This window comes from Kribbella sp. NPDC004875 (genome assembly GCF_042873375.1).
Classification (GTDB): Bacteria; Actinomycetota; Actinomycetes; order Propionibacteriales; family Kribbellaceae; genus Kribbella.
The window spans coordinates 228,639-254,474 of the sequence record NZ_JBIALI010000002.1 but is presented as its reverse complement, the minus strand read 5'-3'; the positions used below and the strand labels follow the sequence as shown (position 1 = coordinate 254,474).

The following is a 25,836-nucleotide window of genomic DNA, read 5'->3' as shown; positions in this document are numbered from 1 at the left end:
GGTCGGGTGCAGGACGCAGTGCTGGCGATGCTGGCGAAGGAGCCGTCGCACGGGTACCACCTGCGGGCGCGGCTGCAGCGGAGTCTCGGGCCGCTCGGGGAGTCGATGAATCCCGGGCAGATCTACGTCACGCTCGCGCGGCTGGAGAAAGCCGGACTGATCGTCTGCGAGCCCGCCGAGCACGCCGATCGGAAGGTGTACTCCCTCACCCCGGACGGGCAGCAGCGGGTCGCAACCTGGCTGAGCGACGTCGGCGGCCCGAAGCTCGAGCTGGCCGAGTTCCATCTCAAGCTCGTCGTCGCCGCGGCTGCCCGGCTCGCGGACCCGGTCGAACTCGTCGCCGCCCAGCGCCGCGAGCTGCTGCGGAGCCTGCGGGAAGCGCAGCAGGCAGTGCTCGCCGAGCCGGCCGACTCCGCCGCAGTGGTCCTGCTCGAAGGCGTCGTACTGCGTCTGCAGGCCGACCTCCGCTGGCTCGACGTCTGCGAACGCACGTGGACCAAGCCACTCGACGAATCCGAGGACGCATGAACGACACTCCCCTGATTCAGGTCCGCGGCCTGACCAAAGAACACGGCGCGGGCGCGAGCTGGGTCCGCGCCGTCGACGACCTCGACGTCGACGTACCCGAGGGTCAGACGCTCGCCGTGATGGGGCCGAGCGGCTGCGGGAAGTCGACGCTGCTGCATCTGCTGGGTGGTCTGGAGCGCCCCACGGACGGAGAGGTCTGGATAGCGGGCCGCCGTACCGACATCCTCAGCGAGCGTGCATTGGCGCATCTCCGCCGGCGCTCGATCGGCTTCGTCTTCCAGGCGTTCCACCTGGTCGACGAGCTGACAGCCGCGGAGAACGTCGAGCTGCCCGCTCTCCTCGCCGGCCGCTCACCTCGGGCCGCCCGACGGCGCGCCGAATCGCTCCTCGATCGGGTCGGACTGGCGGACCGCGCCCGCCATCTCCCCTCCGAGTTGTCCGGTGATCAGCGCGCACGTTGAGCGCCGAGACCGCGTGATCGGAGTCAGCGACGGATCAGGCGTCTGATCAGGAGCGCCAGGACGGCACCGATCAGGTACGGCGCCGCGCGGCGGGCCAGGACTGGGAGGACGGTACTCCCGAGATCGAGGGCGAGTGGCTCGGGCGAATCCTCAGACGGAGCGTCGGCGGCCGACTCGGCGGCCTGCGTCGGGCCGGCGGCACGGCCATCCGGGGACGCCGCCTCGGCGGCGGCTGTGTCGAGTTTTGTGGTGAGACACGCTGTGAACTGGTCCAGGAGCTTGTTCGAGACGTCCTGGATCAGGCCGCGCCCGAACTGCGCCGGTCGCCCGGTGATCGTCAGGTCGGTGTCGACGGTGACCTCCGTCGTACCGTCCGCCGTGCCGGTGAGGCGGGTCGTCACGCGCGCGCTCGCCGTACCGTTGCCGCGGCGGTCCTTGCCCTTGGCCTCGATCACCGCGTGATGATCCGCCTCGTCGCGTTCGACGAAGGTGCCGTTGCCGTTGTACTGCAGCGACACCGGCCCGAGTTTCACCTTGCACGCACCGGTGAACTCGTCACCCTCGTACGACTCCAGGGTGGCGCCGGGGAAACACGGCACCACCCGTTCGAGGTCGTTGAACGCGGCCCAGGTCTGCTCGACGGGCGCCGGTACGACGAACCTGTGCTCGAGCTTCACGCCGTACCTGCCGCCGCGAGGACTGCCCGTCGGGTGAGGACCGTCGCGAGGTGCCGCCGGTAGTCCGCATCACCGTCGGCGTCGCTGACCGGCGACGTCCCGTCCGCGGCCCGCGCCGCCGCGGCGCGCACCGCATCGGCGGTGGCCGGCTGCCCGACCAGCGCCTGCTCGACAGCGGTCGCCCGGACCGGCGTCGCACCCATGTTCCCGAGCCCGACGCGCGCCTCCGCGATGGTGTCGCCGTCCAGCCGGACGGCCGCCGCGACGGACACGATCGACCAGCCCTGCGCTACCCGGTTGAACTTCTCGTAGTGCGCGCCCCACCCGGTGTACTTGGGCACCCGTACTTCGATCAGCAGCTCGTCCTCCGCGAGCGCCGTACTGAACACGCCCTGGAAGAAGTCCGCCGCGGGCACGGTACGGCGTCCGTCGGCGCCGGCGATCACGAACGACGCGTCGAGGGCGACCGCGACCGCGGGCAGGTCGGCGGCCGGGTCGGCGTGCGCCAACGACCCACCGAACGTTCCCCGATGCCGGATCTGCGGATCGCCGACCGTTGCGGTGGCCAACGAAATCAGCCGCGCGTGTTCGCGCACCAGCGGGTCGTGCTGCACCACGCTGTGCGGCGTCATCGCGCCGATCACCAGCGCGTCGCCGTCGTCGCGGACACCGCGCAGTTCGCCGATCTTCCCGAGGTCGACGATCGACTCCGGCGCCGCCAGCCGCAACCGCAGCGCCGGCATCAGGCTCTGCCCGCCGGCCAGCACCTTCGCGTCGGAGTGCTCCCGCAGCAACGCCAGCGCCTCGTCGACGGTCTCCGGTCCGTAGTACTCGAACGCCGCCGGAATCATGACTTCGCTCCGTCCTGGATCGCCTTCCACACCCGGTACGGCGTACACGGCATCGGTACGTCGGTCACGCCGAGCGGCCGCAGCGCGTCGACGATCGCATTCACCACAGCCGGCGTCGACGCGATCGTCCCGGCCTCGCCGACCCCCTTCACGCCGAGCTGGTTCGTCGTCGCCGGCGTCTCTGTCCGCGCGGTCTCGAACCTCGGCAGATCAGGGGCCCCAGGCAACGTGTACTGGTCGAACGAGCCGGTGACCAGCGTCCCGCTCTCGTCGTGCACCGCTTCCTCGAAGAGCGCCTGCGCGATGCCCTGCGCGAGCCCGCCGTGCACCTGCCCCTCGACGATCAGCGGGTTCACCACGACGCCGACGTCGTCGACGCTCACGTACGAACGGATCGTCGTCGCCCCGGTCTCGGTGTCGACCTCGACCGCGCACAGGTGCGTGCCGTGCGGGAACGAGAAGTCGTCCGGGTCCAGGGTCGCGTCGGCGTCCAGGTGGCCCTCGGCCGATCCGTCGAGCTTGTGCCCCTGGAACACCGCGAACGCCAGCTCGGCCATCGTCATCCCGGCCTCGGTCCCGCGGACGCCGTACCGGCCGGCGGAGAACTCCAGGTCGTCCACGTTCGCCTCGAGCAGCTGCGCCGCGATCGGCTTCGCCTTCTCGATCACCTTGTCCGCGGCGGCCAGCACGGCCATCCCGCCGACCGCGAGCGACCGCGAGCCGTAGGTGTCCAGGCCGCGAACGGCGACCTGCGTGTCACCGTGCAGTACTTCGACATCCTCGAACGCGACGCCCAACCGGTCAGCGACCAACTGACTCCACGCCGTCTCGTGGCCCTGCCCGTGCGGACTCGTCCCGGTGACGACCTCGACCTTCCCGGTCGGCAGCATCCGGACCGCGGCGTGCTCCCAGCCGCCACCGACGTACCCCATCGAGCCCAGCCAGCGCGACGGCGCCAGCCCGCACATCTCGGTGTACGTCGACACGCCGATCCCGAGCTGCACCGGGTCACCGGACTCGCGCCGCTTGCGTTGCTCGGCGCGCAACTCGTCGTACCGGAAGAGCTCGCGCGCCTTCGCGGTCGCGGCCTCGTAGTTGCCGGAGTCGTACTGCAGACCCGCAACCGTCGAGAACGGGAACTCCTCGTGCTTGATCCAGTTCCGCTCGCGGATCTCCAGCGGGTCGATCCCGACCCGGGCGGCGAGCTCGTCCATCGAACGCTCGATCGCGTACGTCGCCTCCGGCCGGCCGGCGCCGCGGTACGCGTCGGTCCAGGTCGTGTTCGTGAAGACGTTCGTGATCCCGAGGTGGTACGCCGGGAACTTGTAGATCCCGTTGTACATGAAGGCCCCGAGCAGCGGGATCGCCGACGTCACCAGGCCGAGGTACGCACCCATGTTGACGATCAGCTCCACCTTCAGCCCGGTGACCGTGCCGTCGGCGTTCGCGGCCAGCGTGACGTGCTGCCACTGGTCCCGGCCGTGGTGCGCGGCCATCAACGACTCGGAGCGGGACTCGTTGTACTTACAGGGTTTGCCGGTCCGCCGGGCCGCGATGACCGTGAGCACCTCTTCGGGCGTGAACTGGAGCTTGCCGCCGAAACCACCGCCGACGTCCGGCGCGATCACCCGGATCTTGCTCTCCGGGATGCCGAGCACCAGCGCGATGAAGATCTTCACGAAGTGCGGTACCTGCGTCGACGTCCACACGGTCATCTGTTCGGTGGTCGGATCGACGACGATCGCCCGCGGCTCCATGAACGCCGGGATCAGCCGCTGCTGGCGGAAGTCCTCCTCGATCACGATGCCGCCGTCCCGGGCGGCGGCGATCGCGGCCTCGACGTCGCCGCCGGTGCCGGACGCGGCCGAGTCGTACGACCAGACCGCGGACACGTTCGTGCCGAGATCCGGATGCGCGAGCACCTCGTCCCGGGCCGCGGCGCGCAGCTCGAGCGCCGGCGGAAGCTCCTCGTAGTCCACGTCGACCAGGTCCGCCGCGTCGTTGGCCTCGGCCGCGGTCCGGGCCACGACCATCGCGACGATCTCACCGGCGAAGGCGACGTGGTCGACGGCCATCGACGGGTGGTTCGGCGCCTGCTGGTCGGAGACGACGGCCCAGGCGTTCGGCAGCCCGCCCTGCTCGTCGGCGATGTCGGCACCGGTGATCACGGCAACGACCCCCGTCGAGGCCTTCGCCGCGGCGGTGTCGATCGCGGTGATCCGGGCGTGCGCGAACGGGCTGCGCACCATCGCGATGTGCTGCATGCCGGGCAGCACGATGTTGTCGGTCCAGCGGGTCCGGCCGGTGATCAGCCGGGCGTCCTCCTTGCGCTTGCGCGGGGTGCCGATCTCGGCGGTAGGACGCTGCTCGGTGGCGGTCATTGCGCACCCCCACCCGCCGCCGCGGCGCGAACCGCCTTGACGATGTTCTGGTAGCCGGTGCAGCGGCAGAGATTGCCCTCGATGCCGAGCCGCACGTCCTCCTCGCTCGGATCCGGGTTGTCGGCCAGCAGATCGATCGACTGCATGATCATGCCCGGCGTGCAGAAACCGCACTGCAGCGCGTGGTTCTCGTGGAACGCCTGCTGCATCGGGTGCAGCTGACCGTTGGTCGCGAGCCCTTCGATCGTGGTGATCTCGTGACCGTCGGCCTGGACCGCGAGCAGCGAGCAGGACTTCACGCTGCGCCCGTCGAGGTGGACCGTGCAGGCACCACAGTTCCCGGTGTCGCAACCGATCACAGTGCCCGTCTTTCCCAGCTGCTCGCGCAGGTAGTGCACCAGCAGCGTGCGCGGCTCCACTTCGTCAGTGAAGCTGCTTCCGTCGACCATCACCGTGATCCGGCTCATCGCCCCGCCTCCCGATGTCAGCTATCGCCGTACGTTCGATCCTGCGCTCGTGTGACACCGACCACAAGAGTCGGCCTGTGGTGGATCAGTGATGGATCGGTCCGGCGGCACCCGACAGTCGTTGACCGGCGCCACCCCAGCGTTGCGCGATGATCTCCGCCGCGATGCTGACCGCGGTCTCCTCCGGCGTCCGCGCGCCGAGGTCGAGACCGATCGGACTCGCCAGCCGCGCGACCTCGGCCTCGCTCAGACCCGCCTCCCGCAAGCGTTTCAGCCGATCCTCGTGCGTCCGCCGCGACCCCATCGCTCCGATGTACGCGACCTGTGGCAACCGCAACGCCACCTCCAGCAGCGGTACGTCGAACTTCGGGTCGTGCGTCAGGACGCAGATCACGGTCCGGTCGTCGATCCGCCCCGCCGCGGCCTCGCCGCCCAGATAGCGGTGCGGCCAATCGACCACGACCTCGTCCGCGGAAGGGAATCGGGACGCCGTCGCGAACACCGCCCGCGCATCGCACACCGTCACGCGATAGCCGAGGAACGAGCCGAGTCGCGCAACCGCAGCTGCGAAATCGATCGCCCCGAACACCAGCAAACGCGGCACAGGTGCGTACGACGAGACGAAAACGCGCATGCCCTCACCACGCCGCTGGCCGTCCGGTCCGTACTCCAACGTCTCCGTGCGCCCGTTCGCCAGCAGGCCGCGTGCGTCGTCGAGGACCGCGTCGTCCACGCGTTCCGAACCGAGACCACCCGCCGTCGGTTCGCCCTCCGGCCGGACCACCAGTCGCATCCCGATCCTGGCCGGTTCCGGATGTGCCACCACGGTCGCCACCGCGACCGGCCGGCCCGCCGCGATGTCCGCCGCCACGTCACCGAGTTCCGGGAACGACGTACGGTCGACCTTCTCGACGAACACGTCGATGATTCCGCCGCAGGTCAGTCCGACCGCGAACGCCGACTCGTCGCTGACGCCGTACCGCTGCAGGACCGGTTGACCGGACTCCAGGATCTCCTCGCCGAGCTGGTACACCGCGCCCTCGACGCAGCCGCCCGACACGCTGCCGACCGCCTCCAGGCCGGGGCCGACCAGCATCACCGCGCCCGGCGGCCGGGGCGCCGATTGGAACGTCGCCACGACGGTGCCGACGGCAACCGACTCCCCCGCCTGCCACCAGGTCAGCAACCGATCGAGCACGTCACGCATCGGCGACCACCTCCAGAAGCTCACCGAAGCTGGCCAGGCTGTGGCCGGCGACGAGGTCGTCGAGATGCGGGAGCACGGCGACGATCCCGGCCTGCACCGGCTCGTACCCCGGTTTCCCGCGATGCGGGTTCAACCAGACGACGCGGTGCGCGAGCGCGGCCAGCCGCCGCATCTGCGCGCCGAGCAATCCAGCGTCGCCCCGCTCCCATCCGTCGCTGCACACCACCACCACGGCCCGCCGCGCGGTTCCGCGCTGGCCCCATCGATCCAGGAACACCTTGAGCACCTCCCCCAACCGCGTCCCACCCGACCAATCCGGTACGACGTCCCCCGCCGCCCGCACCGCGAACTCGGGATCACGTCGCCGCAACGCCGGCGTCACCCGGGTCAGACGCGTACCGATCGTGAAGACCTCGACCGAGCGTGGCGCCCGCTGCACCAACGTGTGCGCGAGCCGCAGCAGACTGTCGGCGTACGGGCCCATCGAGCCGGACACGTCGATGAGTACGACGACCCGCCGCGGCCGCACGCCGCGTCGCCGGTAGTGCACGGGGCCCGGTTCGCCGACCTGGCGGAGTTGGGCGCGCAGCGTGCGGCGGGGGTCGATCTCGCCACGGTGCGACGGGCGCCGGCGGTTCGCGCGGCGTACCGGGATCTTCGGGCGGAGGGTCGCGAACAGGCGCGCCAGGTCGGCGCGGTCGGTCGCGGAGAGTTCGGCGACATCGCGGTGTCTGAGGACTTCCGTCGTACTCGCGGAGACGTTCAGTGTGCGGTCGCCGGTCTCGCCCTCGGCGCCGTCGCCGAGCGCGGCCTGCGCGGACGCTTGCGGAGTACGGCGTGGTACGACGCCACCCGCGCGGTCGCCGATGAACCAGGCGGCGAAGACGTCGTCGTACCTCGCGGTGTCGTCCGGGCCGGTGCAGAGCGCGGCGCGACCGGCCCAGTAGACGTCGGTCGTCAGGGTGGGATCGAGCGCCGCGACCGCCTGCAGGAACAGATGTACGCGGTCAGCGGTGACCGCGAGACCGGCGTGCCGGAGAGCGGTGGCGAAACCGGCCAGTGCGACGTCGGGATCCGCTGTCATGGTCAGCTCGCCAGCAATCGGTCGAGGGATTCGCGGACCCGATCGGTGTCCTCGCGATACTTGAGGACGGCGCCGAGAGTAGCGGCCGCGGTCTCGACGTCGAGGATCTCGGTGCCGAGCGCACCGAGCGCGCGAGCCCAGTCGAGGGTCTCCGCGACCCCCGGCGGCTTCAGCAGGTCGAGCTCCCGCATCCGCTGCACCGAGCGCGCGACCTGCTCCGCCAGGCGCGCCGAGACCTCGGGCAACCGGGTGCGCACGATCTCCACCTCACGCGCCAGCCCAGGGTGGTCGATCCAGTGGTACAAGCAGCGGCGCTTGAGCGCGTCGTGCACCTCGCGGGTCCGGTTCGAGGTCAGCACGACGATCGGCGGCACCTCGGCGGTGATCGTGCCGAGCTCCGGGATCGTCGCCTCGTACGTCGACAGCACCTCCAGCAGGAACGCCTCGAACTCGTCGTCGGCCCGATCGATCTCGTCCACCAGCAGTACGGCGGGACTCTCGCGCAGCGCCCGCAGGACCGGCCGGGAGAGCAGGAAGCGCTCGTCGAACAGGCTCTTCTCCACTTCTTCGACGGCCGCGTCGGACGTGGTCGCCTCGACGGTCCGCAGGTGCAGGATCTGGCGCGGGAAGTCCCAGTCGTAGAGCGCCTGGGAGGCGTCGATGCCCTCGTAGCACTGCAGCCGGATCAGCTCCAGGTCGAGGGCTTCGGCGAGGGCCGCGGCGAGCGAGGTCTTGCCGGTGCCCGGTTCACCCTCGAGCAGGAGCGGGCGGCGCAGTGCGAGCGCGAGATACCCGACCGTGGCCAGGCCTTCGCCGGCGAGGTACCCGGTCGTCCGTAGACACTCGGCGAGCTCCGCCGCCGAGCCGACGGCATTCACTCCTTCAGCATTCACCTACTGAGCCGCGCTGCCAACCCTCACCCGTGGCCGGGCGGCAGCTCCTCGACGGTATCCACGTCCAGCCCGTCCGCCAGATCCGCACACTCCACGGCCACGACGTCACGACCCCGCAGATACGGCCGAGCCCCCTCGTCCCCGTGCGCCACCGCGACCACGCCGTCCCAGTGTTCCCTCCCGATGAGCACCGGATGGCCGACGCGTCCGTCGTACATGGCCCGGGCCAGGACCGCGCTCCCGGCCCGCGCGTCAACCCGCCGTACGACCTCTGGCGTCAGGCCCGGGACATCCACCGTCACCACCGAGACGGCGTCCGCGGACGCCGTGCGCAGGTACGTGAGACCGGCTCGGAGCGAGGCGCTCATGCCCTCGGCCCAGTCGGTCGCTTCGACCACCGTGACCGGCTCTCCGGACAGCTCGGCGCGCACGTCATCGGCGGCGGCTCCGACGACCACCACGACCGGGGAGCAACCCGCTTCGCCCAGCACCCGCGCCGTACGGACCACCCAGGCAACGCCGTCCGCAGCGCGGATCAGCGCCTTCGGCCGGCCCATCCGGCGCCCGGCACCCGCGGCGAGAACCAGCCCCGCGATGCCCGCCTCCGAGCGCGCTGCGTTCTTCACATCAGGAGCGTACTGATTTCACACTCTGAGCAGTGAGGTGCGCCACGCGGCGCCGGGCCGGGGGCGTGGCACGATGTCTGACGTGACGACGATCGCAGACGGCTCGAAGTCCCTTCCGCTGCTCTTCCTCGGGCAGAACACCGACCCGCACTCGGAGCGCGGCGTCGAGTGCCCGGGCGCCCTTCCGCCCGCTTCCGACCCGGACCTGGTCGAGCGGGCGCTGAAGGCGAAGCAGGCGCTGGGCGACCAGGTGTTCGTGCTCGGGCACCATTACCAGCGCGACGAGGTGATCCAGTTCGCGGACGTCACCGGTGACTCGTTCAAACTCGCCCGCGACGCGGCCGCCCGGCCGGACGCGCCGTACATCGTGTTCTGCGGTGTGCACTTCATGGCCGAGTCGGCCGACATCCTCACCAACTCTCGCCAGACCGTGATCCTGCCGGACCTGGCGGCCGGGTGCTCGATGGCCGACATGGCCCGCATCCAGCAGGTCGAGGCCGCCTGGGACGCGCTCGCCGACGCCGGTGTCGCGGACGTGACGGTGCCGGTCACCTACATGAACTCGAGCGCGGACATCAAGGCGTTCTGCGGCCGCAACGGCGGCGTCGTCTGTACGTCGAGCAACGCCGAGACCGCCCTCGAATGGGCCTTCGAGCAGGGCGAGAAGGTGCTGTTCCTCCCCGACCAGCATCTCGGGCGGAACACCGCCGTACTGCAGATGGGCTTCTCGCTCGAGGACTGTGTCGTCTACGACCCGCACAAGCCGGGTGGCGGCCTGACCCGCGAGCAGCTCGCGGCGGCCAAGATGATCCTGTGGCGCGGGCACTGCTCGGTGCACGGCCGCTTCACCGCCGAGTCGGTCGACGACGTCCGCGCGCGAGTCCCCGGGGTGAACGTGATCGTGCACCCCGAGTGCCGCCACGAGGTCGTCACGAAGGCGGATCTGGTGGGCTCGACGGAGTACATCATCAAGACCCTCGAGACCGCCGAGCCCGGTACGTCGTGGGCCGTCGGCACCGAACTCAACCTGGTGCAGCGCCTCGCGAAGCAGCACACCGACAAGAACATCGTCTTCCTCGACAAGACGGTCTGCTACTGCGCGACGATGAACCGCATCGACCTCCCGCACTTCGTCTGGACCCTCGAAAACCTGGTCGCCGGCCACGTGGTCAACCCCATCCACGTAGACGCGGAAACCGAGCAGCACGCCAAACTCGCCCTCGACCGCATGCTCGCCCTCCCCGCCAAACCCACCCGCGACTAACACGCCCCGCCCATTCGCCCGCCCCGCTGCGACGGCCCGCTGCGACGGCCCGCGCCCGCTCGACGGCCCGGCCTCGTTTGAGGGGCCGGCCCCTCAAACGGTGGGTTGGCCCCCCGAAATATGGTCAGCACAGCCACCACTTCAGGGGCCGGCCCCTCAAACGTCGGCGGTGCCGGGGCCGGGTGCGCGGGCTGGCGGTGCGCGGGTTAGGCGGTGCGGCGGGAGCGGGCGAAGGCGGCGCGGATGGCGGCCGCCGTGCGGGACGGTTGGGCGAGGTGCGACCATCGCACCCTGACGACCTGCAGCCCCAGCGCCCGAAGGCGGTCCTCGCGGACCTTTTCGTCGAAGAGGACGTCCGGCGAGCCACTGGCGTACTTCGTCCTGCCGTCGAACTCCACGACGGTCTCGTACTCCGGGAAGGCGAAGTCCACCCTGGCGACGAAACCGTCCGCGTCTTCGTAGACAACCTGTAGTTCCGGTCGCGGGAGGCGGTGGTTGTGCATCAGGACTCGAAGGCGCGACTCGCCGACAGACTCCGACTTCGCGTCGCCGAAGCGGATCGCGGACCGAGCCGTCGGGCCTCCTGGCCAGAACTCGATCGCGTCCAGGAGCCGGAGCAGTTCCGCCTCGCCGATCGCGTGGTCGCGCAGCGCGGCGTCGACGATGACCACGGCAGCTTCGAAGGACGTCGTACAGGCTGTCTCCACGATGGCGCGGGCCACCGTCGTCACCGGCAGACCGTCGCGTTGGACGAGGTCGGCCGGCGAGATCCTGCCGCGGTGATGGCGAACACCGGCCACCCGGCCGCTGTGCCGTCGCTCGTCCAACCGGCTGAGATGGACCTCGGACAAGTCCAGGTCCCATTGTGGCAACTGATGCAGCACCAGCGCCGACTGATGGCTGACGGCAACGGCTCCTGTCCGCAGCGAGTTCATCGCCGCGAAGACCAGGCGGCGGTGCCGGACCAGCTCGCGATCCCAGATCGGTAATGCGCCCAGATCGACAGCCTCGGCGTACTGACCGTGGCGCAGGCGCTCCCACCGACCGGACCGGACGCGATCCCGGAGCTCCTGCGGGGTGTACCCGCACTCGAAAGCCTGGCTCCGGCTGAAGACGCCGCCCTGACCGGATGCGACGAGCTTCAGCATCGGATTCATCAGCCCATGATGACCCGAATCCCGCAGCCCCAGGGACCCTTTCACGTCACCTGTGGAAAACCCACCCAAGCGCCGTTTGAGGGGCCGGCCCCTCAAGGTGTGGGGTGCGTCAGCAAATTTCGGGGGGCCAACCCGCCCGGTTTGTGGGCCCGGCCCCAAAAAGCGGGGTGGGCCGGGGGGGGGGGCGGGGGGGGGGGGGGGGGGGGGGGGGGGGGGGGGGGGTGGGGGGGGGGGGGGTTGGGGGGGGGGTTACTGGTGGGGGACTCGGGCGGGGGTGTACCACTTGGCTAGGAGGTCGGGGAGGCGGTCGGGGCCCCAGCGGTCTACGGGGGTGATGCGGGTGTGGAGGGAGGCCAGGCCGCGGGCCAGGTTGCCTACTACGTCGCCCTTCCAGGGGACGGTGACGCCCTCGTCGGGGCCGACGATGACGGCGGGGCCGCCGCGGTCGACGCAGACGACCGGGCAGCCGGACGCGAGGGCCTCGGTGACGGCCCAGCCGGCGGCTTCGCGGAAGGCGGGGGCCAGGAGGGCGTCGGCGCGGAACATCGCGGCGAGTACTTCGTCACGCGGCAACGCGCCCATGAACTCGACCCGGTCGCGGACGCCCAGTTCCCACGCCAGCCGTTCGGCGCGGCCCCAGTCCGGCCCGTCGCCGATGATCCGGAGCTCCCAGCGGGCGGCCTCCGGGCGGGCCAGCGCACTGATCGCCAGCAGCACGCCCTTCCACGGGATCAGCCGGCCGACGAACAATGCCGTCTTGATGCCCGGAGCACCGAACGGCTCGTAGGGGCCGGAGGCGGTGAAGCGCCGGATCGCGACGTTCGGCTGGACGACGATCTCCCGCGCGTACGGGCGGAACGCCTCGGCGACGTCGTTGTTCTGCGCAACCATGAGGTCCGCGGTCCGGGCCATCCGGCGTCCGGTCACCCGCCGCCGCAGTCCGGTGTACGCGCGCCGTACCAACTCCCCCACGACGCCCCGCGGCCCCAGCCAGTGCGCCATCGCGAGCGGCGCGTTCGTGGAACCGCCGACCGGGCCCCAGATCACCTTGGCCGAGGACTCCTCCACCACCCCGGCGCCCATCCAGTCCACCGCGAAGGTCAGATGGTGGATCACGTCGAAGTCATGCTCGGCGTGCAGCCGCTGGGCGGTCCGCCGGGCCAGGCCCTGCCACAACGGGTAGTACCAGTACACGTCCGCCGGCCGCCGCCGCAGCCGCAGGATCCAGCGCGGCATCTCCAGCGGTACGACGGTCAGCCCGGGCACCGGCCGCGCCGCGAGTTCCTCGTGGATCTCGTGCACGAACTTGCCGCGGGTCAGCAACCAGACGTCGTGATCACGCGCCGCGGCCTTCGCCCACGCCCATCCGGCGCCGGGCTCCGACCCACCGGTCGGCCGGCAGGCGTACGCGCTGAGCAGTACCTTCGGCCGGCCAGGCATCAGTTCATCCCCTCCAGAAGCCTGCGCAGATCGGTGCTCGAGGTGGAGGCGGTGTACGGGAAGTAGTGCACCTGTGCGCCGACCTCACCCAGCAGCCTCTCCAGTCTGGTCCCCTTCTCGGTTCCCTTCCAGTCGTCGCCCTTGAAAAGCACGTCGTACCGGAGTTGTTCCCACATCTCGAACTTGTCGCTGGACCAGTCGCTGACCACCTCGTCGACGAGGTCGAGCGCCCGGATCACGTCCATCCGCTCCTGGTGCGGCACCACCGGCGGGCGGCCCTTGATCCGGGCCACCACGTCGTCCTCGACGACGCCGGCGATCAGGTGGTCGCAGTGCTCGCGGGCCCGGCGCAGGATGTTCAGGTGCCCGATGTGGAACATGTCGTACACCCCGGGCGCATACCCGACGACCGCCATCAGGCCTGCGCTCCCAGCGCCGCCATCTCCCGGTACCACTTCGCGACCGCGGCCGCCAGGAACAGCAGGTTGAGCGCGAGCAGGGCGCCGTACAGCACGACGAACACCGACGGGCTGCCGAACACGAGGAACACCAGGCAGAGTACGCCGTAGTCGGTCGGTGCGATCAGCAACGACTTGACCACGGAATCGCCACGTGTGTTGGGTTGCGCGGCCGCACCGTGCCGCCGGCGGAGCTGGTCGATCAGGATCAGCCCGAAGAACAGCACCGACGACATGCACACGTACGCCAGCGGCACGAGCAGCACCAGATCGTTGTCAAAGGCATCGAACCGGAAGAACGAGATCAGTACGGCGCTGTGCAGCAACACGATCTTGACCGCGTCGATCATGTGGTCCAGCCACTCGCCGAGCGGTGAGCCGCCGCCCCGCAACCGGGCCAGCTGCCCGTCCGCGGAGTCCAGCCCGTACCCGAGCACGAGCAGCGCGGTCACCGCCAGCGCGAGCCCGAACGACGGCCGGACCGTTGCCACCAGCACGATCCCGATCAGCGAACAGAACCCGCTGGCCAGGCTGACCTGGTTCGGCGTCCGGCCACCGAGGAACGCGGCCGCCGCGAACACCCGCCCGATCCGCCGGTTCACGAACCGCGAGTACGCCGGCGTACCGGCCGACGGCTTCTGCGCCTGGGAGAGCTGCGCGACCGTCTCCCGCAACGTCGTCATGCGACCGAACGGCGCGACTGCCGCTGATCGATCGCGGCCCGCAGGATCGGGCTCGTGGACTCGCGCCCCGCGGGCAGGACGGTGATCAGCTCCGCCGGGACCCCGTCCAGCTCGGTCACACTCAGCACGCCGTCCGCGGCACTGGCGGCGAACACGGTCCGCGCCCCCAGTACGCCGATCAGCCGCTCGGGCCGAACGTCGTCCACAGCAACAACCTCGTCGACGCAGCGCAGGTGCTCGATGATCTGCACGCGTTCGGGCAACGGCACGATCGGCCGCCCGCCCCAGGCGTTCAGTGCCCAGTCGTCGGACAGCACGGCCACCACCAGCCGGTCACAGTGCCGCCGGGCCCGCTCGAGCACGTCGACATGACCGACGTGGAACAGGTCGAAGACCCCGGCCACGCACCCGATCCGCAGCGAACCGCCATCCCCCACCGCGCTATCCCCCACACCGAACTCCTGGATTCCCTCCGGCGCGACGCCGCCCCCAGCGCCCGCGATGTCAATCCTGCCCACGACCCGCCCGGCGTCCCATGCGCGTCCGGCCGCTGCTGGCGTGCCGGGCGATCGCATCGGTGTAGATCCTTTCCGTGGCCTGCACGTCACGCTCCGGGCTGAAGCGCTTCAGGTAGACCTGGCGGGCTCGTTCGCCGAAGGCTATCGAAGTCTCGGGATCAGCCACCAACCCGATCGCCTTCCGCAATTCCTCCGGGTCGCCGGGCGCGGTCAATGCCCCGGTCTCGCCGTCGTCGACGAGCTCCGCGAGCGCGCCGAGCCGGGACGCGACCACCGGTACCCCGTGCGCGAAGGCCTCGACCACCACGAGTCCGAAGCTCTCATACGACCGGGCCGGTACGACGGCGACGCGCGCGGACCGCAGGACTTCCATCCCGTCTGCCCACGGCAGCTGACCGAGCACCTGGACCGAGGCGTCCGTCCGGGCCCGCTCCTCGGCCGCCGCCCGCAGTGCGCCGTCGCCGACCACGACCAGCCGGCCGAGCGAGGAGTCCCAGGCCTGCAGCAGATCGGCGAAGCCCTTGTCCTCCTCCAGCCGCCCGAGGAACACCACGCCGTCGCCCGCGCCGGCGCGGGTCTCACCGGAGTGCGGTACGGCGTGCGGCTTCACCACGAACCGCTCCGGGTCGAAGCCCGCCGCGACGTACCGGTCGCGCACGAACTCCGACGGTACGACGAACGTATCGACGGACCGCTGCCAGGTGTGCAGGGTGTTGTGGACGCCGATGCTCGTCGCCAGCGGCAACGTCTGGACGCGCGACTCGCGGTAGCAACCGTGCCGCACGGCCGCCAGCGGGAGCTTGCCGACACACGACTCGCACGGCCGCCCGTCGCGCTGCAGAACCGCGTTCGCACAGAGCAGCCGGAAGTTGTGCAAAGTCGCGACAACCGGAAGGTCCAGCCGGTACGCCGCCCGCAGGACCGAGGCGCTGAACAGCGGGAAAGTGTTGTGGACGTGCACGACATCGGGCCGCTGCGCTTGCAATAGCTGTGTTAAATCGCGTTCCGCCGAAAATGACCAGACGGAGCGGAACGGTAACAGTGCGCGATCTTTTCGGCTGAAGCCGGCGATATCGTCGCTGTTTCGCGCGTACAGGTCGATTTCATGTCCTGAGCTGCGCAATAAATCAACCGTTTGCGCGACGACGGTGTTCTCGCCGCTGGGTTGACCGGTCCGGTAACGGTTGTGCAGCATGGCGACCCGCATGGCACTACCTTAAGTCTCCCCCTCGTCACGCAACCGGATACACCCTGGTCTCCCCGCTCCCAGGAGAGTGCATTGAGGAAGTTGTGGTTCGCAGCGCTCGTCGCTGCGGGGCTGGCCGTCGTCGCGGTCGCGCTGCCCGTGATCGCCAACGAGAACAAGGCGACGACCGCGGCCAAGGCCCCGGACGCCGAGCAGGCCGCGGCTCGCACGCTGCCGTCGCACCGGGCCGGCAAGGGCGCGAGCACGACTGCGCCGCCCGGCAAGACTCAGCCGAAGACCACAGCTACTACCGCGGCGCCGAAGAAGCCCGGCGCGTCGACGCACCCCTCCAAGAAGCCGACGACGCCCGTCACCGCGGCCAAGCCGGTCGAGCCCACTGTCCCGAAGCCGCCGGCCGTCAGCTCCGACGAAGCCGGCCCGGCCGTCGCGGGATCGTGCAGTGGCGTGGTGATCAAGCCGGGTCAGGACGCGCAGTCGATCGTGAACTCCGAGCCGGCCGGTACGACGTTCTGTTTCGCAGCGGGACTGCACCGGGTCAGCAGCACGATCCGCCCGAAGGCCAACCAGGTGCTCGCGAGCGCGCAGCGCGCCGTACTCACCGGGTCGGTCCCGCTCACCGGGTGGACAGCCTCCGGGTCGCGGTGGGTTTTGCGCGGCGCGCTGCCGGCGGCGTACGGGAAGAGTGGTGAGTGCGAGGACAACAAGGCGGACATCTGCTACCTGCGTGAGCAGCTGTTTCTCGACGACGCGCACCTGACCCGGGTCGCGAGCGCCGCGGCGGTGCAGCCCGGCACGTTCTACGCCGACTATGCGGCCGACACGATCTACCTCGGCAGCAACCCGGCCGGGCACGACGTCGAGATGTCGAAGACGGCGACCGCGATCGAGTCCGGCGCCGCCGGCGTCGTCGTCCGCGGCCTGACCATCGAGCACTTCGCCAGCGCACCGCAGGCCGGCGCCGTGGTGTCCGGCCCGGGCTGGAAGGTGACCGCGAACGACGTCCGCTGGAACCACGCGGTCGGCGTGATGCTGGTGAACGCGAACAACACGAAGGTGGACAGGAACCTGATCCACCACAACGGCCAGCTCGGCCTCGGGCAGTACAGCTCGGCCGCGGCGGCCGTGACCCGGAACGTGATCAGCTCGAACAACACCGACGGCTTCTGGATCGCGGACTGGGAGTCCGGCGGCATCAAGTCCACCCGCTCCTCGGGCACGGTCAGCGGCAACGTGATCAAGTCCAACAAGGGCATCGGGATGTGGGCCGACGTCGCGGACGACGGCCGGGTGATCAGCGACAACCAGATCGTCGGCAACGCCGCGGACGGGATCCGGTACGAGATCAGCCGGAACGGCACCATCGAGGGCAACACGGTCACCGGCAACGGCTTCGGCACCGGCCGCGGCTCCGGTACGTCGCTGTGGGACGGCGGCGGGATCAACGTGAACACGTCTTCCGGTGTCACGATCAAGGGCAACAAAGTGTCCGGCAACGTGAACGGCGTGACGATCCAGTCCCGGACCCGCGGCAGCGGCCCGTGGGGCACATACCTGCTGCGCGACGTCCAGGTCAGCGGGAACGTCATCGAGATGACCGGCGGCACCCAGGCGACCGGCATGGTGCAGAACTCCGGCGCGGAGGTCCCGGCCGGCGAGGTGGTGTTCAGCGGCAACAAGTACGTCCTGGACGACCTCGGCACGCAGCGCTTCGCCCGCTTCGGCACCAAGCTGACGGCGGCCGGCTGGCGCTCGGCCGGACTCGACGAGGTCGGTAGCTTCCTCGCGAACTGACCGCTTGCTCTTCGCAACATAGTTGTGCGCTACGTATTGCCATGACTACGTGACGTAGGGGTAATGTGCGAAGCGAAGCCGCGCCATGGGGGGTGCGCTCAGGGCTACCTGTGCCACCGGAGGCTCCGCTATGAAGACCGCACTTCTGGTAGTTGCAAGCTTGATTGCCTACGGCACCGTGCCCGTCCACGCTGCCGCGGCACCACCCGCCGACGGGACGTTCCAGACCGGTCCCGCGCTCGCGACCGCCTGCAGCGGCGTCCCGATCCGGACCACCGACAACGCCGCTTCGGTCGTCGCCAAATGGCCCACCGGTACGACGTTCTGCTTCGCCTCCGGCGTGCACCGGATCAGCGAGGTCATCCACCCGAAGTCCGACCAGGTGCTCGCCGGCGACAAGGGCGCCGTACTGACCGGCTCGGTCCGGCTGACCCGGTGGAACGCGTCGAACGGTGCCTGGACGACCACGGGCGCGCTGCCGCCGGCGTACGAGCAGACGGGGCAGTGTGAGGACAACAAGGCGAACATCTGTCATCTCCGCGAGCAGGTGTTCCGCGACGGCAAGCACCTGACGCGGGTCGCTTCCCGCGACAAGGTTGCCCCCGGCACCTTCTATGCCGATTACGCGGCGAACGCGATCTACCTCGGCGACTCGCCCGTCGGCCATGCGATCGAGATGTCCAAGACGCCGACCGCGATCGAGCCCGGCGGCACCGGCGTGACCGTTCGCGGGCTCACCGTCGAGCATTTCGCCACCCCGCCACAAGGCGGCGCGGTCGTGCTCGGCCTGGGCTGGCACGTGCTCGCCAACGACATCCGCTGGAACCACGCGGTCGGCGCCATGCTGGTGAACGCGGACAGCGCAGTACTGGAGAAGAACCGGATCCACGACAACGGCCAGTTGGGCGTCGGCCAGTACAGCACGCTGAACGGCTCGATCACCGCCAACGAGATCAGCGGCAACAACACCGACGGGTTCTGGATCGCCGACTGGGAGTCCGGCGGCGTGAAAACCACCTGGTCGAGCGGCGGCCGGGTGAGCGGCAACCTGATCGAGAACAACCGCGGCGTCGGCCTGTGGAGCGACGCGTACGACGACAACCGGACGTTCAGCGACAACCAGATCGTCGGCAACGCCGCAGACGGGATCCGCTACGAGATCGGCCGCAACGGCGTGATCGCGGACAACACGGTCAGCGGCAACGGCTTCGGCACCGGCCGCGGCTCCGGTACGTCGCTGTGGGACGGCGGCGGGATCAACGTCAACACGTCCCGCGGCGTGCAGGTCCGCGACAACGTGGTGGCGAACAACGTGAACGGCATCGCGATCCAGTCCCGGACCCGCGGCTCCGGCCCGTGGGGTACCAACGTGCTCCGCGACATCGTTGTCTCCGGCAACCAGGTGACGATGCGCGGCGGGACCACCGCGACCGGTTTGGTGCAGAACTCCGGTGCGGCGATCCCGGCGGGCGAGGTCACGCTGAACCACAACGTCTACATCCTGGACAGCCTGTCCGCCGAGCGGTTCCAGAAGGCCGGCCAGTGGTACACCGCGCCACAGTGGCGCGCTACGGGTCAGGACACCGCGAGCGTGTTCTCCCTCGGCAAGGCGGTGCTGGACGAGGCGACCGGCGTACTCACGATCCTGCCGTTAGTGCGCTGACGTGCTCGACCAGCAGTTCGCGGAACACGGCTGAGTCGCGCAGGTCCGGCGTGAACACGGAGTCCACCCCGAGCAGGGCATCGACGACCTTGGCCGGCTCCGAGGCACCGGCGACCGCGGCCTTCAGCCGGTCCGCCTGCGGGTCGTCGAGGTCCGGCGTACGCAGGACGTAGACCATCCAGGCGGCGACCGCGAGCGAGATCATCCGCGGCTCGGCACCGGCCGTCAGGCGGTCGCTGACGGTGCCGAGCATCCGGACCGGAAGCTTGACCGAGCCGTCCATCGCGACCTGCCGGGTCTTGTGCTTGAGCGCCGGGTTCGCGAACCGCTCCAGCACGGTCGCGCCGTACGCCGCCAGGTCCAGCCCGTCGGGCGGCGTCAGCGTCGGTACGACGTCGTCAGTCATCAGCCGCCGCGCGAGCCCCCCAAGCTCCTCGTCCCGCACCGCCTCGGCGATCGTCTCGTATCCGCGCAGCGCACCGAGGTACGCGAGCATCGAGTGGGTCGCGTTGAGCATCCGCAGCTTGGCCTGCTCCCACGGCGCGACGTCCGCGGTGAGGACCGCGCCGCCGCGCTCCCACGCCGGCCGCTCACCGGCGAAGTCGTTCTCGATCACCCACTGCAGGAACGGCTCCGCGACCACCACGGCCTCGTCGCGGACACCGAGCAGACGAGCCGCCTCCTCGCGGTCCGCCTCGGTCGTGGCGGGCACGATCCGGTCGACCATGCTGGCGGGGAACCGGGTCGCCTCGAAGACCTCCGGCACCTTGCCGAGGGCATCGAAGTAGTCGGTCACCAGCTTGCGCAGGAACGGTCCGTTGGCGACCAGGTTGTCGCAGGACACGATGGTCAGCGGCTCCTCCCGGCGGGCGATCGCGGCCGCCAGCTGGCCGACGACCGTCCGCGGCGGGCGTCCGGTCAGGTCCGCCTGGATCTCCGGGTCGTCCAGGTTCAGACCGGTCCCGGTCGCGCGGTAGCCCTTCTCGGTCACGGTCAGCGTCACCACCGACACCGCCGGGTCCGCCATCCGGGCGACCACCGCTTCCGGGTCCTCGGGCACGGTCAGCACCTCGCGGACGCTGCCGATCACCTGGACCGTCGGATCGCCGAGCCCGCGCTCGAGGACGGAGTACAGACCGTCCTGCGGGGCCAGCTGGTCGCGGACCGTGGTGGAGCGCTGGCTCACCCCGGTGATCCCCCAGCGGGTCTCGCCGGTTTCGACCGCCGCCCGCTCGGTGACGACGGCCTGGTGGGCGCGGTGGAAGGCACCGATCCCGAGGTGCACGATGCCGACCGACACCGCGCGCGGATCCACCGCCGGGGCGACGGGGAGATTGGTGAGACTCAGCCTGCTCAAACCAGAACACCTCTCATTCGGATGGTTCTTCCTTCACACGGGCGACGAGTTGCGTCGGGTTGACGAACCGCAGCGCCACCACCAGCAGTACCAGCATCATCGCCGTGTACATGATCGCCATCGCGTCCACGGACTGCTGCGCCCGGATACCGGCCGCGGACATCGAGTAGTAGAGCGCGACGACGAGCGTCTGGGAATCCGGACCGGCGGTCAGGAAGGTCAGCTCGAACATGCCGACGGTCCGGACCAGCACCAGGATCCCCGACGCCAGCAGCCCAGGGACGAGCAGTGGCGCGAGGATCTTCAGGAACACCGCGCGGGTGCCGGCGCCGAGCATCCGGGCCGCGTCCTCGACCCGGGGGTCGACCTGTTCGATGAACGGCGTCATGGTCAGGATCACGAACGGCACCGACGGCACCAGGTTCGCCAGTACAACGCCGGACAGGTGACCCGCGAAGCCGAACTTGTACAGCACGGTCGCGAGCGGGATGCCGTACGTGATCGGCGGCATCAGGATCGGCAGCAGGAACGTCAGGTACACCAGCCGCTTGCCCGGGAAGTTCTTCCGGGCCAGCACGTACGCCGCCGGCGCGCCGACGAGGACCGACAGGACGACGACCAGCGCCGACACGAGCAGCGTCACGAGGATGACGTGGAACAACGTGAACTCGTGCCACGCCTCGCCGTACCACTGGGTGGTGAAGCCGCTCGGGAGCCAGGTGTCGAACCATTTGGTGCCGAACGAGCTGACCAGCACCGAGAACACCACGCCGGCCAGGTTGACGAAGAAGAACGCGACGACGGCCCAGATGACCCACCCCAGCGGGGTTGTCCGCAATCTCATCCCTTGCCTCCCGTCGATCCGGTGTAGAGCCGGGACCGCCAGATCAGCACGATCGCGACCACGATCAGCTCGACCGCGCCCATCACCATCGCGATGGCGGACGCGTACGCGTAGTCGTACTGCTCGTACGCCGCCTGGTAGGCCGCCAGCGAGATCACCCGCGTCGAGCCGGCCGGATTGCCGACCAGGACCGCGGAGGGGAAGACAGAGAACGCGAGGACGAACGTCAACAAGAAGGTTGTCGCCAATCCGGGCGCGAGCAGCGGCAGCGTGATCCGCCGGAACCGTTGCGCCCGCGACGCCCCGAGTGTCGCGGCAGCCCGCTCGAGCGTCGGGTCGATCCCGCTCAGGTACGACAGCACCAGCAGGAACGCGAACGGGAACCCGGTGATGACGAGCGAGAAGAACACGCCCCAGTAGTTGTTCGTCAGGCGGATCGGACCGTCGGCAAGGTGCAGGTTCAGCAGCAACCGGTTGAACCACCCGGTCGGCCCGAGGTAGTTCAGCAGGCCCTGCGCGGTGAGCACGGTCCCGAGTGTGATCGGTACGACGAGGATCGTGGTCAGCAGGCGCTTGCCGCGGAACCGCCCGCGCAGCCGGAACGCGATCGGTACGGCGGCCAGCACGTTCAGCAACGCCGCGGGCAGCGCGATCTTCAGCGTGGTAGCGATCGTGTCCCGCTGGTACGCGTCGCCGAAGAACTTGTGGTAGTTCGCCAGCACGCCGCCGCCGTCCATCGGCTGGAACGACAGGCTGAGCCCGTAGAGGAACGGGTAGACGAACAGCAGCAGGACGAAGATCGTGGCCGGGAGCAACAACCACAACCGCCGGTCGACGCCGCGTTCGGCCAGCCGATGCTGCCAGGTCGCGCTCATGACGGGTACACCAGGAGCCGCCCGGGCGTGACCGACAGGGCCACCTGCTCGCCCGGCTCGACCCGTCGTTCGGTCCGCAGGTGGATCCGGATATCGCCGTCGAGCACGACTTCGACCGCTCGCTCGCGCCCTTGGTACTCGACGACCTCGACGAGCCCCTTCACGCCTTCGTTCGCGAGCTTCACGTCCTCGGGCCGGACCGCCGCGATCACGTCGTCCCCCGGCGCGACCGCACCCTGTGCCGCGCCGCGGATCGCCGTACCGCCGAGGTCGACGGTGACCTGGTCGCCGTTCATCGTGGACGCCTTCAGCGGAATCAGGTTGCGGTAGCCCATGAAGTCGGCGACATGCGAGGTCGACGGGCGGGTGTGCACCTCTTCGGGCGTGCCGATCTGCTGGACCTTGCCCTGGCGCATGACGACCAGGCGGTCGGCCATACTGAGCGCCTCTTCCTGATCGTGCGTCACGTAAACGGTGGTGAGTCCGAGCGACTGGTGAAGTCTGCGGATCTCGGTCCGCATCTCCAGGCGGAGCTTGGCGTCCAGGTTGCTCAGAGGCTCGTCCATCAGCACCAGCGACGGCTCGAGCACGGTCGCCCGGGCGATCGCCACGCGCTGCTGCTGACCACCGGACAACTGGCCGGGCAGCTTGCTCGCGTGCTCGGCCAGCTGCACCATCTCGATCGCCTCGCCGGTCCGCCGCCGTACGTCGGACTTCGGGAGGTTGCGCATCCGCAGCCCGAAGGCGATGTTGTCGTGGACGGTCAGGTGCGGGAACAGCGCGTAGTTCTGGAACACCATCCCGAAGCCGCGCTTCTCCGGCGGCAACGTGTCGATCCGCCGGTCGTCCTGCCAGATCGCCCCAGCGGTCAGCGGGAGCAGGCCGGCCAGACAGTTCAGCGCGGTCGACTTGCCGCAACCGGACGGGCCGAGCAGGGCGATGAACTCGCCCCGCTCGATCGTCAGGTCGAGCCCCGACAACGCCGCCGGCGCGTCCGCCGTACCGAACCTGCGGGTGACACCGTCCAGCCTGAGCTGGTCGAATCCACTCATTGGCCCTTGACCTTGCTGCCGCCGACCTCACGGTCCCACTTGTCGAAGGCAGCCACCAGCGCCTTCGCGTCCAGCGGCACCTCGGTCGGGTTGCCGGCGATCAGCTTGTCGTACTCCGGCCGGCCGAACTCCTTGATCGCGTCCTGGCTGTCCTGCGGCGCCTGCGAAAGCTCGACACCCTTGATCGCCGGGCCCGGGTAGAAGTACCCCTTGTCGTACGCCTTCGCCTGCTGCTCGGGCGTCAGCATGAACTGCAGCAGTTGCAGGATCGCCGCCTGCTTGTCGGCCGACACACCCTTCGGTACGACGGCGTAGTGCGCGTCGGTCACCCAGTGGAACCCGGTGATCGGCGTGATCGCGGCCTCCTTCGGGACCGTGCCGAGGACGCGCGGGTTGATGTCCCAGCCCGTCGTACTCGCGATGATGGTGGCGGAGCCGTTGGCCAGCGCCTTCATCGTGTCGGCGGTGCCGGACGGGTAGAAGTCGACGTACTGGTTGAGTTCCTTGAGGTACGCCCAGGTCTTGTCCCAGCCGTTCACCGGGTCCTTCGGATCCTTGTCGCCGAGGATGTACGGCAGCCCCATCAGGAACGTGCGGCCGGGGCCCGAGTTGGCGGGCCGGGCGTACATGACCTTGCCCTTGTTGGCCTTCGCGTAGGCCAACAGGTCTTCGGCGGACTTCGGCGGCGCCGGGACCTTGGACGGCATGTACTCGAGCAACGGGCCGGACGGGTAGTACGTGACCGTCACACCTTCCTTGCCGGCCAGCTCCTGCATCTTCGCCGCGGGCGGCAGGTAGTCCTTCATCCCGGGCAGCCGCTCGGAGTACTTCGTCAGCAGGTCGGTCCAGAGTCCCTGCTCACGACCGGCCGCGAGACCGTCGGTACCGGTGAGCACCAGGTCGATGTCGACCCGGTTCGCGTTCTGCTGGGCCTTGATCTTTCCGGCCAGCTCGGGCGCCGGCCCCTTCGAGTACGTGACCTTCGAGATCACGTCCTTGTGCTGCTCGACGAAGGCGTCGATCATCGGTTGCGTCAGCTGCAGGTTGCCGGCCACGTCCAGGATGTTCAGCGTCACCGCCTTGGCCGGCTTGTCGGGTACGTCGCCACCGCTGTCGGTGGCGGGTTTGTTCGGCGTCGGCGCGCCGCAGGCGACCAGTAGGGCGCTGAGGCCCAGAGCCGCGAGCAGTTTCCGCTGCAGGTGCATCGGGTGTCTCTCCTTGGATCAAGGCGGGCCCGGCACTGGATGAAGCTGGCCGGGTTGATCACCGGTGGAGGTGTTCAGCTCTTTCAGTTGTGTGGTGCTGGTCCGGTCGATTCCCGGACGATCAGTTCCCCGTGGAGTTTCCCCTGCGCCCCGACCGCGGTGTCGGGCTCGTCGAGCATCGTCAGCAGCAGTTCGACCGCGATCCGGCCGGCCTCCTGCTTCGGCAGCCGGACCGTGGTCAGCGCCGGTCGTGCCATCCGCGACATCGCGATGTCGTCGACCCCGACCACACTCAGGTCGCCGGGCACCGAGATGCCGCGCCCGTGCAGCCGGGCCAGCAGCCCGATCGCGACCAGGTCGTTGTAGGAGACCACCGCGGTCGCACCCGTCGCGACCACCTGATCCGCGGCCGCCATCCCGCCCTCGTAGGTCGGCGCGAAGTTGCCGACCGGTGCGAGCTCGGCGCGCAGCTCCTCGACCGCGTTCCGCAGCCCGAGGCCGCGGTGCTGGGTCGACCAGGAGGTGGCCGGGCCGCCGACCCAGGCGATCCGGCGGTGGCCGAGGGCAACCAGATGGGCGACGGCCTGCCGCATGCCGTCCTCGTTGTCGTAGGTGACCCCGGGCATCCCGGCGGCCGCGCGGTTGACCAGCACGACCGTGGTGTCCTGCGCGATCGCGGCCAACTCTTCGTCGCTGGCGCGTGGCGAGCAGAGCACCACACCGTCGACCTGCTTGGAGAGCGCCCGGACCAGTCCGGCCTCGGCCGTCGGGTCCTCGTCGGTGTCCGCGACGAACACTGCGACGTCATGCCGGCGGGCACGGGCCTGCACGCCCTTGGTCAGGCTCGCGAAGAACGGGTTGGCGAGATCGGGGACGACCAGTCCGATGGTTCCGGTCCGGCCGGTGATCAGACCGCGGGCGGCCCGGTTCGGTTCGTACCCGAGCTGCTCGACCGCGGCGGCCACCCGGGCACGGGTCGCAGCGTTCACCATGCCGGGCAGCGACAGTGCGCGCGACACCGTGGACGGCGATACGCCGGCCAGCCGTGCCACGTCCCGGATCGTCGCCGCCACAGTCATCTCCTCGAGACAGTCAGCTTTGAGAGACAGTCAGCTCCCTCAGAGGGTCGCGACGAGTCTGCAATCGG

General features: G+C 69.8%; 25 protein-coding genes. 5 read left to right on the top strand and 20 right to left on the bottom strand.

Going from position 1 to position 25,836, the window contains the following annotated elements; all coding sequences use genetic code 11:
• The first annotated feature begins 6 nt into the window (after nt 1-6).
• Nucleotides 7-528: a PadR family transcriptional regulator gene (locus ACFYRH_RS12330; RefSeq protein WP_387772442.1), complete on the top strand. Its 522-nt coding sequence runs from the start codon at nt 7-9 to the stop codon at nt 526-528.
• Nucleotides 525-989 carry an ABC transporter ATP-binding protein gene (locus ACFYRH_RS12325; RefSeq protein WP_387772439.1) on the top strand — a complete coding sequence of 155 codons (465 nt, stop codon included), beginning with the start codon at nt 525-527 and terminating at the stop codon, nt 987-989. The genes ACFYRH_RS12330 and ACFYRH_RS12325 overlap by 4 nt, the downstream gene beginning before the upstream one ends.
• Before the next feature lie 23 nt (nt 990-1,012).
• Here the strand turns inward: ACFYRH_RS12325 and ACFYRH_RS12320 are convergent, their stop codons facing one another.
• From ACFYRH_RS12320 to ACFYRH_RS12285, 8 genes are all read right to left on the bottom strand, one after another.
• Entirely contained in the window at nt 1,013-1,666 is a 654-nt protein-coding gene (locus ACFYRH_RS12320) for an SRPBCC family protein (RefSeq protein WP_387772436.1), read from the bottom strand.
• Nucleotides 1,663-2,517 carry an FAD binding domain-containing protein gene (locus ACFYRH_RS12315; RefSeq protein ID WP_387772433.1) on the bottom strand — a complete coding sequence of 285 codons (855 nt, stop codon included), beginning with the start codon at nt 2,515-2,517 and terminating at the stop codon, nt 1,663-1,665. The genes ACFYRH_RS12320 and ACFYRH_RS12315 overlap by 4 nt, the downstream gene beginning before the upstream one ends.
• Entirely contained in the window at nt 2,514-4,898 is a 2,385-nt protein-coding gene (locus ACFYRH_RS12310; RefSeq protein ID WP_387772430.1) for a xanthine dehydrogenase family protein molybdopterin-binding subunit, read from the bottom strand. The genes ACFYRH_RS12315 and ACFYRH_RS12310 overlap by 4 nt, the downstream gene beginning before the upstream one ends.
• On the bottom strand, nt 4,895-5,365 hold the full coding sequence (locus ACFYRH_RS12305; protein WP_387772427.1) for a (2Fe-2S)-binding protein: 471 nt from the start codon (nt 5,363-5,365) through the stop codon (nt 4,895-4,897). Before ACFYRH_RS12305 ends, ACFYRH_RS12310 begins: the two co-directional genes overlap by 4 nt.
• Nucleotides 5,366-5,450: 85 nt before the next feature.
• A complete protein-coding gene (locus ACFYRH_RS12300) occupies nt 5,451-6,572 on the bottom strand; it encodes an XdhC family protein (protein ID WP_387772424.1) in 1,122 nt (373 codons plus the stop codon).
• A complete protein-coding gene (locus ACFYRH_RS12295; RefSeq protein ID WP_387772421.1) occupies nt 6,565-7,656 on the bottom strand; it encodes a VWA domain-containing protein in 1,092 nt (363 codons plus the stop codon). The genes ACFYRH_RS12300 and ACFYRH_RS12295 overlap by 8 nt, the downstream gene beginning before the upstream one ends.
• 2 nt (nt 7,657-7,658) lie before the next feature.
• Nucleotides 7,659-8,534 carry an AAA family ATPase gene (locus ACFYRH_RS12290; protein ID WP_387772418.1) on the bottom strand — a complete coding sequence of 292 codons (876 nt, stop codon included), beginning with the start codon at nt 8,532-8,534 and terminating at the stop codon, nt 7,659-7,661.
• A gap of 38 nt (nt 8,535-8,572) precedes the next feature.
• The gene (locus ACFYRH_RS12285; RefSeq protein WP_387772415.1) at nt 8,573-9,175 is read right to left on the bottom strand and encodes an NTP transferase domain-containing protein; all 603 of its coding nucleotides are present in this window, start codon (nt 9,173-9,175) and stop codon (nt 8,573-8,575) included.
• Between the two features lie 82 nt (nt 9,176-9,257).
• On the opposite strand from ACFYRH_RS12285, the gene nadA reads away from it, so the two are divergent.
• Nucleotides 9,258-10,439, top strand: a complete 1,182-nt coding sequence (nadA, locus tag ACFYRH_RS12280) for a quinolinate synthase NadA (RefSeq protein ID WP_387772412.1) — start codon at nt 9,258-9,260, stop codon at nt 10,437-10,439.
• Nucleotides 10,440-10,645: 206 nt separating this feature from the next.
• Here nadA and ACFYRH_RS12275 read toward each other — a convergent pair whose 3' ends face one another.
• From ACFYRH_RS12275 to ACFYRH_RS12250, 6 genes are all read right to left on the bottom strand, one after another.
• Nucleotides 10,646-11,596, bottom strand: a complete 951-nt coding sequence (locus ACFYRH_RS12275; RefSeq protein ID WP_387772409.1) for a type IV toxin-antitoxin system AbiEi family antitoxin domain-containing protein — start codon at nt 11,594-11,596, stop codon at nt 10,646-10,648.
• 249 nt (nt 11,597-11,845) lie between these two features.
• Complete coding sequence (locus ACFYRH_RS12270; protein WP_387772406.1) at nt 11,846-13,036, bottom strand: glycosyltransferase family 4 protein; 1,191 nt, start codon at nt 13,034-13,036, stop codon at nt 11,846-11,848.
• Nucleotides 13,036-13,452 carry an adenylyltransferase/cytidyltransferase family protein gene (locus ACFYRH_RS12265; protein WP_387772403.1) on the bottom strand — a complete coding sequence of 139 codons (417 nt, stop codon included), beginning with the start codon at nt 13,450-13,452 and terminating at the stop codon, nt 13,036-13,038. The genes ACFYRH_RS12270 and ACFYRH_RS12265 overlap by 1 nt, the downstream gene beginning before the upstream one ends.
• On the bottom strand, nt 13,452-14,177 hold the full coding sequence (locus tag ACFYRH_RS12260) for a CDP-alcohol phosphatidyltransferase family protein (protein WP_387772400.1): 726 nt from the start codon (nt 14,175-14,177) through the stop codon (nt 13,452-13,454). The genes ACFYRH_RS12265 and ACFYRH_RS12260 overlap by 1 nt, the downstream gene beginning before the upstream one ends.
• Nucleotides 14,174-14,629, bottom strand: coding sequence for an adenylyltransferase/cytidyltransferase family protein (locus ACFYRH_RS12255; RefSeq protein ID WP_387772397.1), 456 nt, complete (start codon nt 14,627-14,629; stop codon nt 14,174-14,176). Before ACFYRH_RS12255 ends, ACFYRH_RS12260 begins: the two co-directional genes overlap by 4 nt.
• A 52-nt stretch (nt 14,630-14,681) precedes the next feature.
• Complete coding sequence (locus tag ACFYRH_RS12250) at nt 14,682-15,890, bottom strand: glycosyltransferase (RefSeq protein WP_387775245.1); 1,209 nt, start codon at nt 15,888-15,890, stop codon at nt 14,682-14,684.
• Nucleotides 15,891-15,974: 84 nt separating this feature from the next.
• Between ACFYRH_RS12250 and ACFYRH_RS12245 the strand changes: the two genes are divergently transcribed.
• Nucleotides 15,975-17,693: a right-handed parallel beta-helix repeat-containing protein gene (locus ACFYRH_RS12245; protein ID WP_387772394.1), complete on the top strand. Its 1,719-nt coding sequence runs from the start codon at nt 15,975-15,977 to the stop codon at nt 17,691-17,693.
• Between the two features lie 130 nt (nt 17,694-17,823).
• The gene (locus ACFYRH_RS12240) at nt 17,824-19,356 is read left to right on the top strand and encodes a right-handed parallel beta-helix repeat-containing protein (RefSeq protein ID WP_387772391.1); all 1,533 of its coding nucleotides are present in this window, start codon (nt 17,824-17,826) and stop codon (nt 19,354-19,356) included.
• Here the strand turns inward: ACFYRH_RS12240 and ACFYRH_RS12235 are convergent.
• The 6 genes from ACFYRH_RS12235 to ACFYRH_RS12210 form a co-directional block, all read right to left on the bottom strand.
• The gene (locus ACFYRH_RS12235) at nt 19,331-20,713 is read right to left on the bottom strand and encodes a mannitol dehydrogenase family protein (protein ID WP_387772388.1); all 1,383 of its coding nucleotides are present in this window, start codon (nt 20,711-20,713) and stop codon (nt 19,331-19,333) included. The genes ACFYRH_RS12240 and ACFYRH_RS12235 overlap by 26 nt on opposite strands.
• 13 nt (nt 20,714-20,726) lie before the next feature.
• A complete protein-coding gene (locus ACFYRH_RS12230) occupies nt 20,727-21,557 on the bottom strand; it encodes an ABC transporter permease (RefSeq protein WP_387772385.1) in 831 nt (276 codons plus the stop codon).
• Entirely contained in the window at nt 21,554-22,432 is an 879-nt protein-coding gene (locus tag ACFYRH_RS12225) for an ABC transporter permease (RefSeq protein WP_387772382.1), read from the bottom strand. The genes ACFYRH_RS12230 and ACFYRH_RS12225 overlap by 4 nt, the downstream gene beginning before the upstream one ends.
• On the bottom strand, nt 22,429-23,484 hold the full coding sequence (locus ACFYRH_RS12220) for an ABC transporter ATP-binding protein (protein WP_387772379.1): 1,056 nt from the start codon (nt 23,482-23,484) through the stop codon (nt 22,429-22,431). Before ACFYRH_RS12220 ends, ACFYRH_RS12225 begins: the two co-directional genes overlap by 4 nt.
• Nucleotides 23,481-24,689, bottom strand: a complete 1,209-nt coding sequence (locus ACFYRH_RS12215; protein ID WP_387772376.1) for an ABC transporter substrate-binding protein — start codon at nt 24,687-24,689, stop codon at nt 23,481-23,483. The genes ACFYRH_RS12220 and ACFYRH_RS12215 overlap by 4 nt, the downstream gene beginning before the upstream one ends.
• Nucleotides 24,690-24,772: 83 nt before the next feature.
• The gene (locus ACFYRH_RS12210) at nt 24,773-25,762 is read right to left on the bottom strand and encodes a LacI family DNA-binding transcriptional regulator (RefSeq protein WP_387772374.1); all 990 of its coding nucleotides are present in this window, start codon (nt 25,760-25,762) and stop codon (nt 24,773-24,775) included.
• Nucleotides 25,763-25,836 lie beyond the last annotated feature (74 nt).

Coding starts and splice junctions, on each gene's coding strand:
- ACFYRH_RS12325 (WP_387772439.1), top strand. CDS start 525: ATGAACGACACTCCCCTGATTCAGGTCCGCGGCCTGACCAAAGAACAC.
- ACFYRH_RS12315 (WP_387772433.1), bottom strand. CDS start 2,517: ATGATTCCGGCGGCGTTCGAGTACTACGGACCGGAGACCGTCGACGAG.
- ACFYRH_RS12310 (WP_387772430.1), bottom strand. CDS start 4,898: ATGACCGCCACCGAGCAGCGTCCTACCGCCGAGATCGGCACCCCGCGC.
- ACFYRH_RS12305 (WP_387772427.1), bottom strand. CDS start 5,365: ATGAGCCGGATCACGGTGATGGTCGACGGAAGCAGCTTCACTGACGAA.
- ACFYRH_RS12300 (WP_387772424.1), bottom strand. CDS start 6,572: ATGCGTGACGTGCTCGATCGGTTGCTGACCTGGTGGCAGGCGGGGGAG.
- ACFYRH_RS12295 (WP_387772421.1), bottom strand. CDS start 7,656: ATGACAGCGGATCCCGACGTCGCACTGGCCGGTTTCGCCACCGCTCTC.
- ACFYRH_RS12275 (WP_387772409.1), bottom strand. CDS start 11,596: ATGAATCCGATGCTGAAGCTCGTCGCATCCGGTCAGGGCGGCGTCTTC.
- ACFYRH_RS12270 (WP_387772406.1), bottom strand. CDS start 13,036: ATGCCTGGCCGGCCGAAGGTACTGCTCAGCGCGTACGCCTGCCGGCCG.
- ACFYRH_RS12265 (WP_387772403.1), bottom strand. CDS start 13,452: ATGGCGGTCGTCGGGTATGCGCCCGGGGTGTACGACATGTTCCACATC.
- ACFYRH_RS12260 (WP_387772400.1), bottom strand. CDS start 14,177: ATGACGACGTTGCGGGAGACGGTCGCGCAGCTCTCCCAGGCGCAGAAG.
- ACFYRH_RS12250 (WP_387775245.1), bottom strand. CDS start 15,890: ATGCTGCACAACCGTTACCGGACCGGTCAACCCAGCGGCGAGAACACC.
- ACFYRH_RS12240 (WP_387772391.1), top strand. CDS start 17,824: ATGAAGACCGCACTTCTGGTAGTTGCAAGCTTGATTGCCTACGGCACC.
- ACFYRH_RS12230 (WP_387772385.1), bottom strand. CDS start 21,557: ATGAGATTGCGGACAACCCCGCTGGGGTGGGTCATCTGGGCCGTCGTC.
- ACFYRH_RS12225 (WP_387772382.1), bottom strand. CDS start 22,432: ATGAGCGCGACCTGGCAGCATCGGCTGGCCGAACGCGGCGTCGACCGG.
- ACFYRH_RS12220 (WP_387772379.1), bottom strand. CDS start 23,484: ATGAGTGGATTCGACCAGCTCAGGCTGGACGGTGTCACCCGCAGGTTC.
- ACFYRH_RS12215 (WP_387772376.1), bottom strand. CDS start 24,689: ATGCACCTGCAGCGGAAACTGCTCGCGGCTCTGGGCCTCAGCGCCCTA.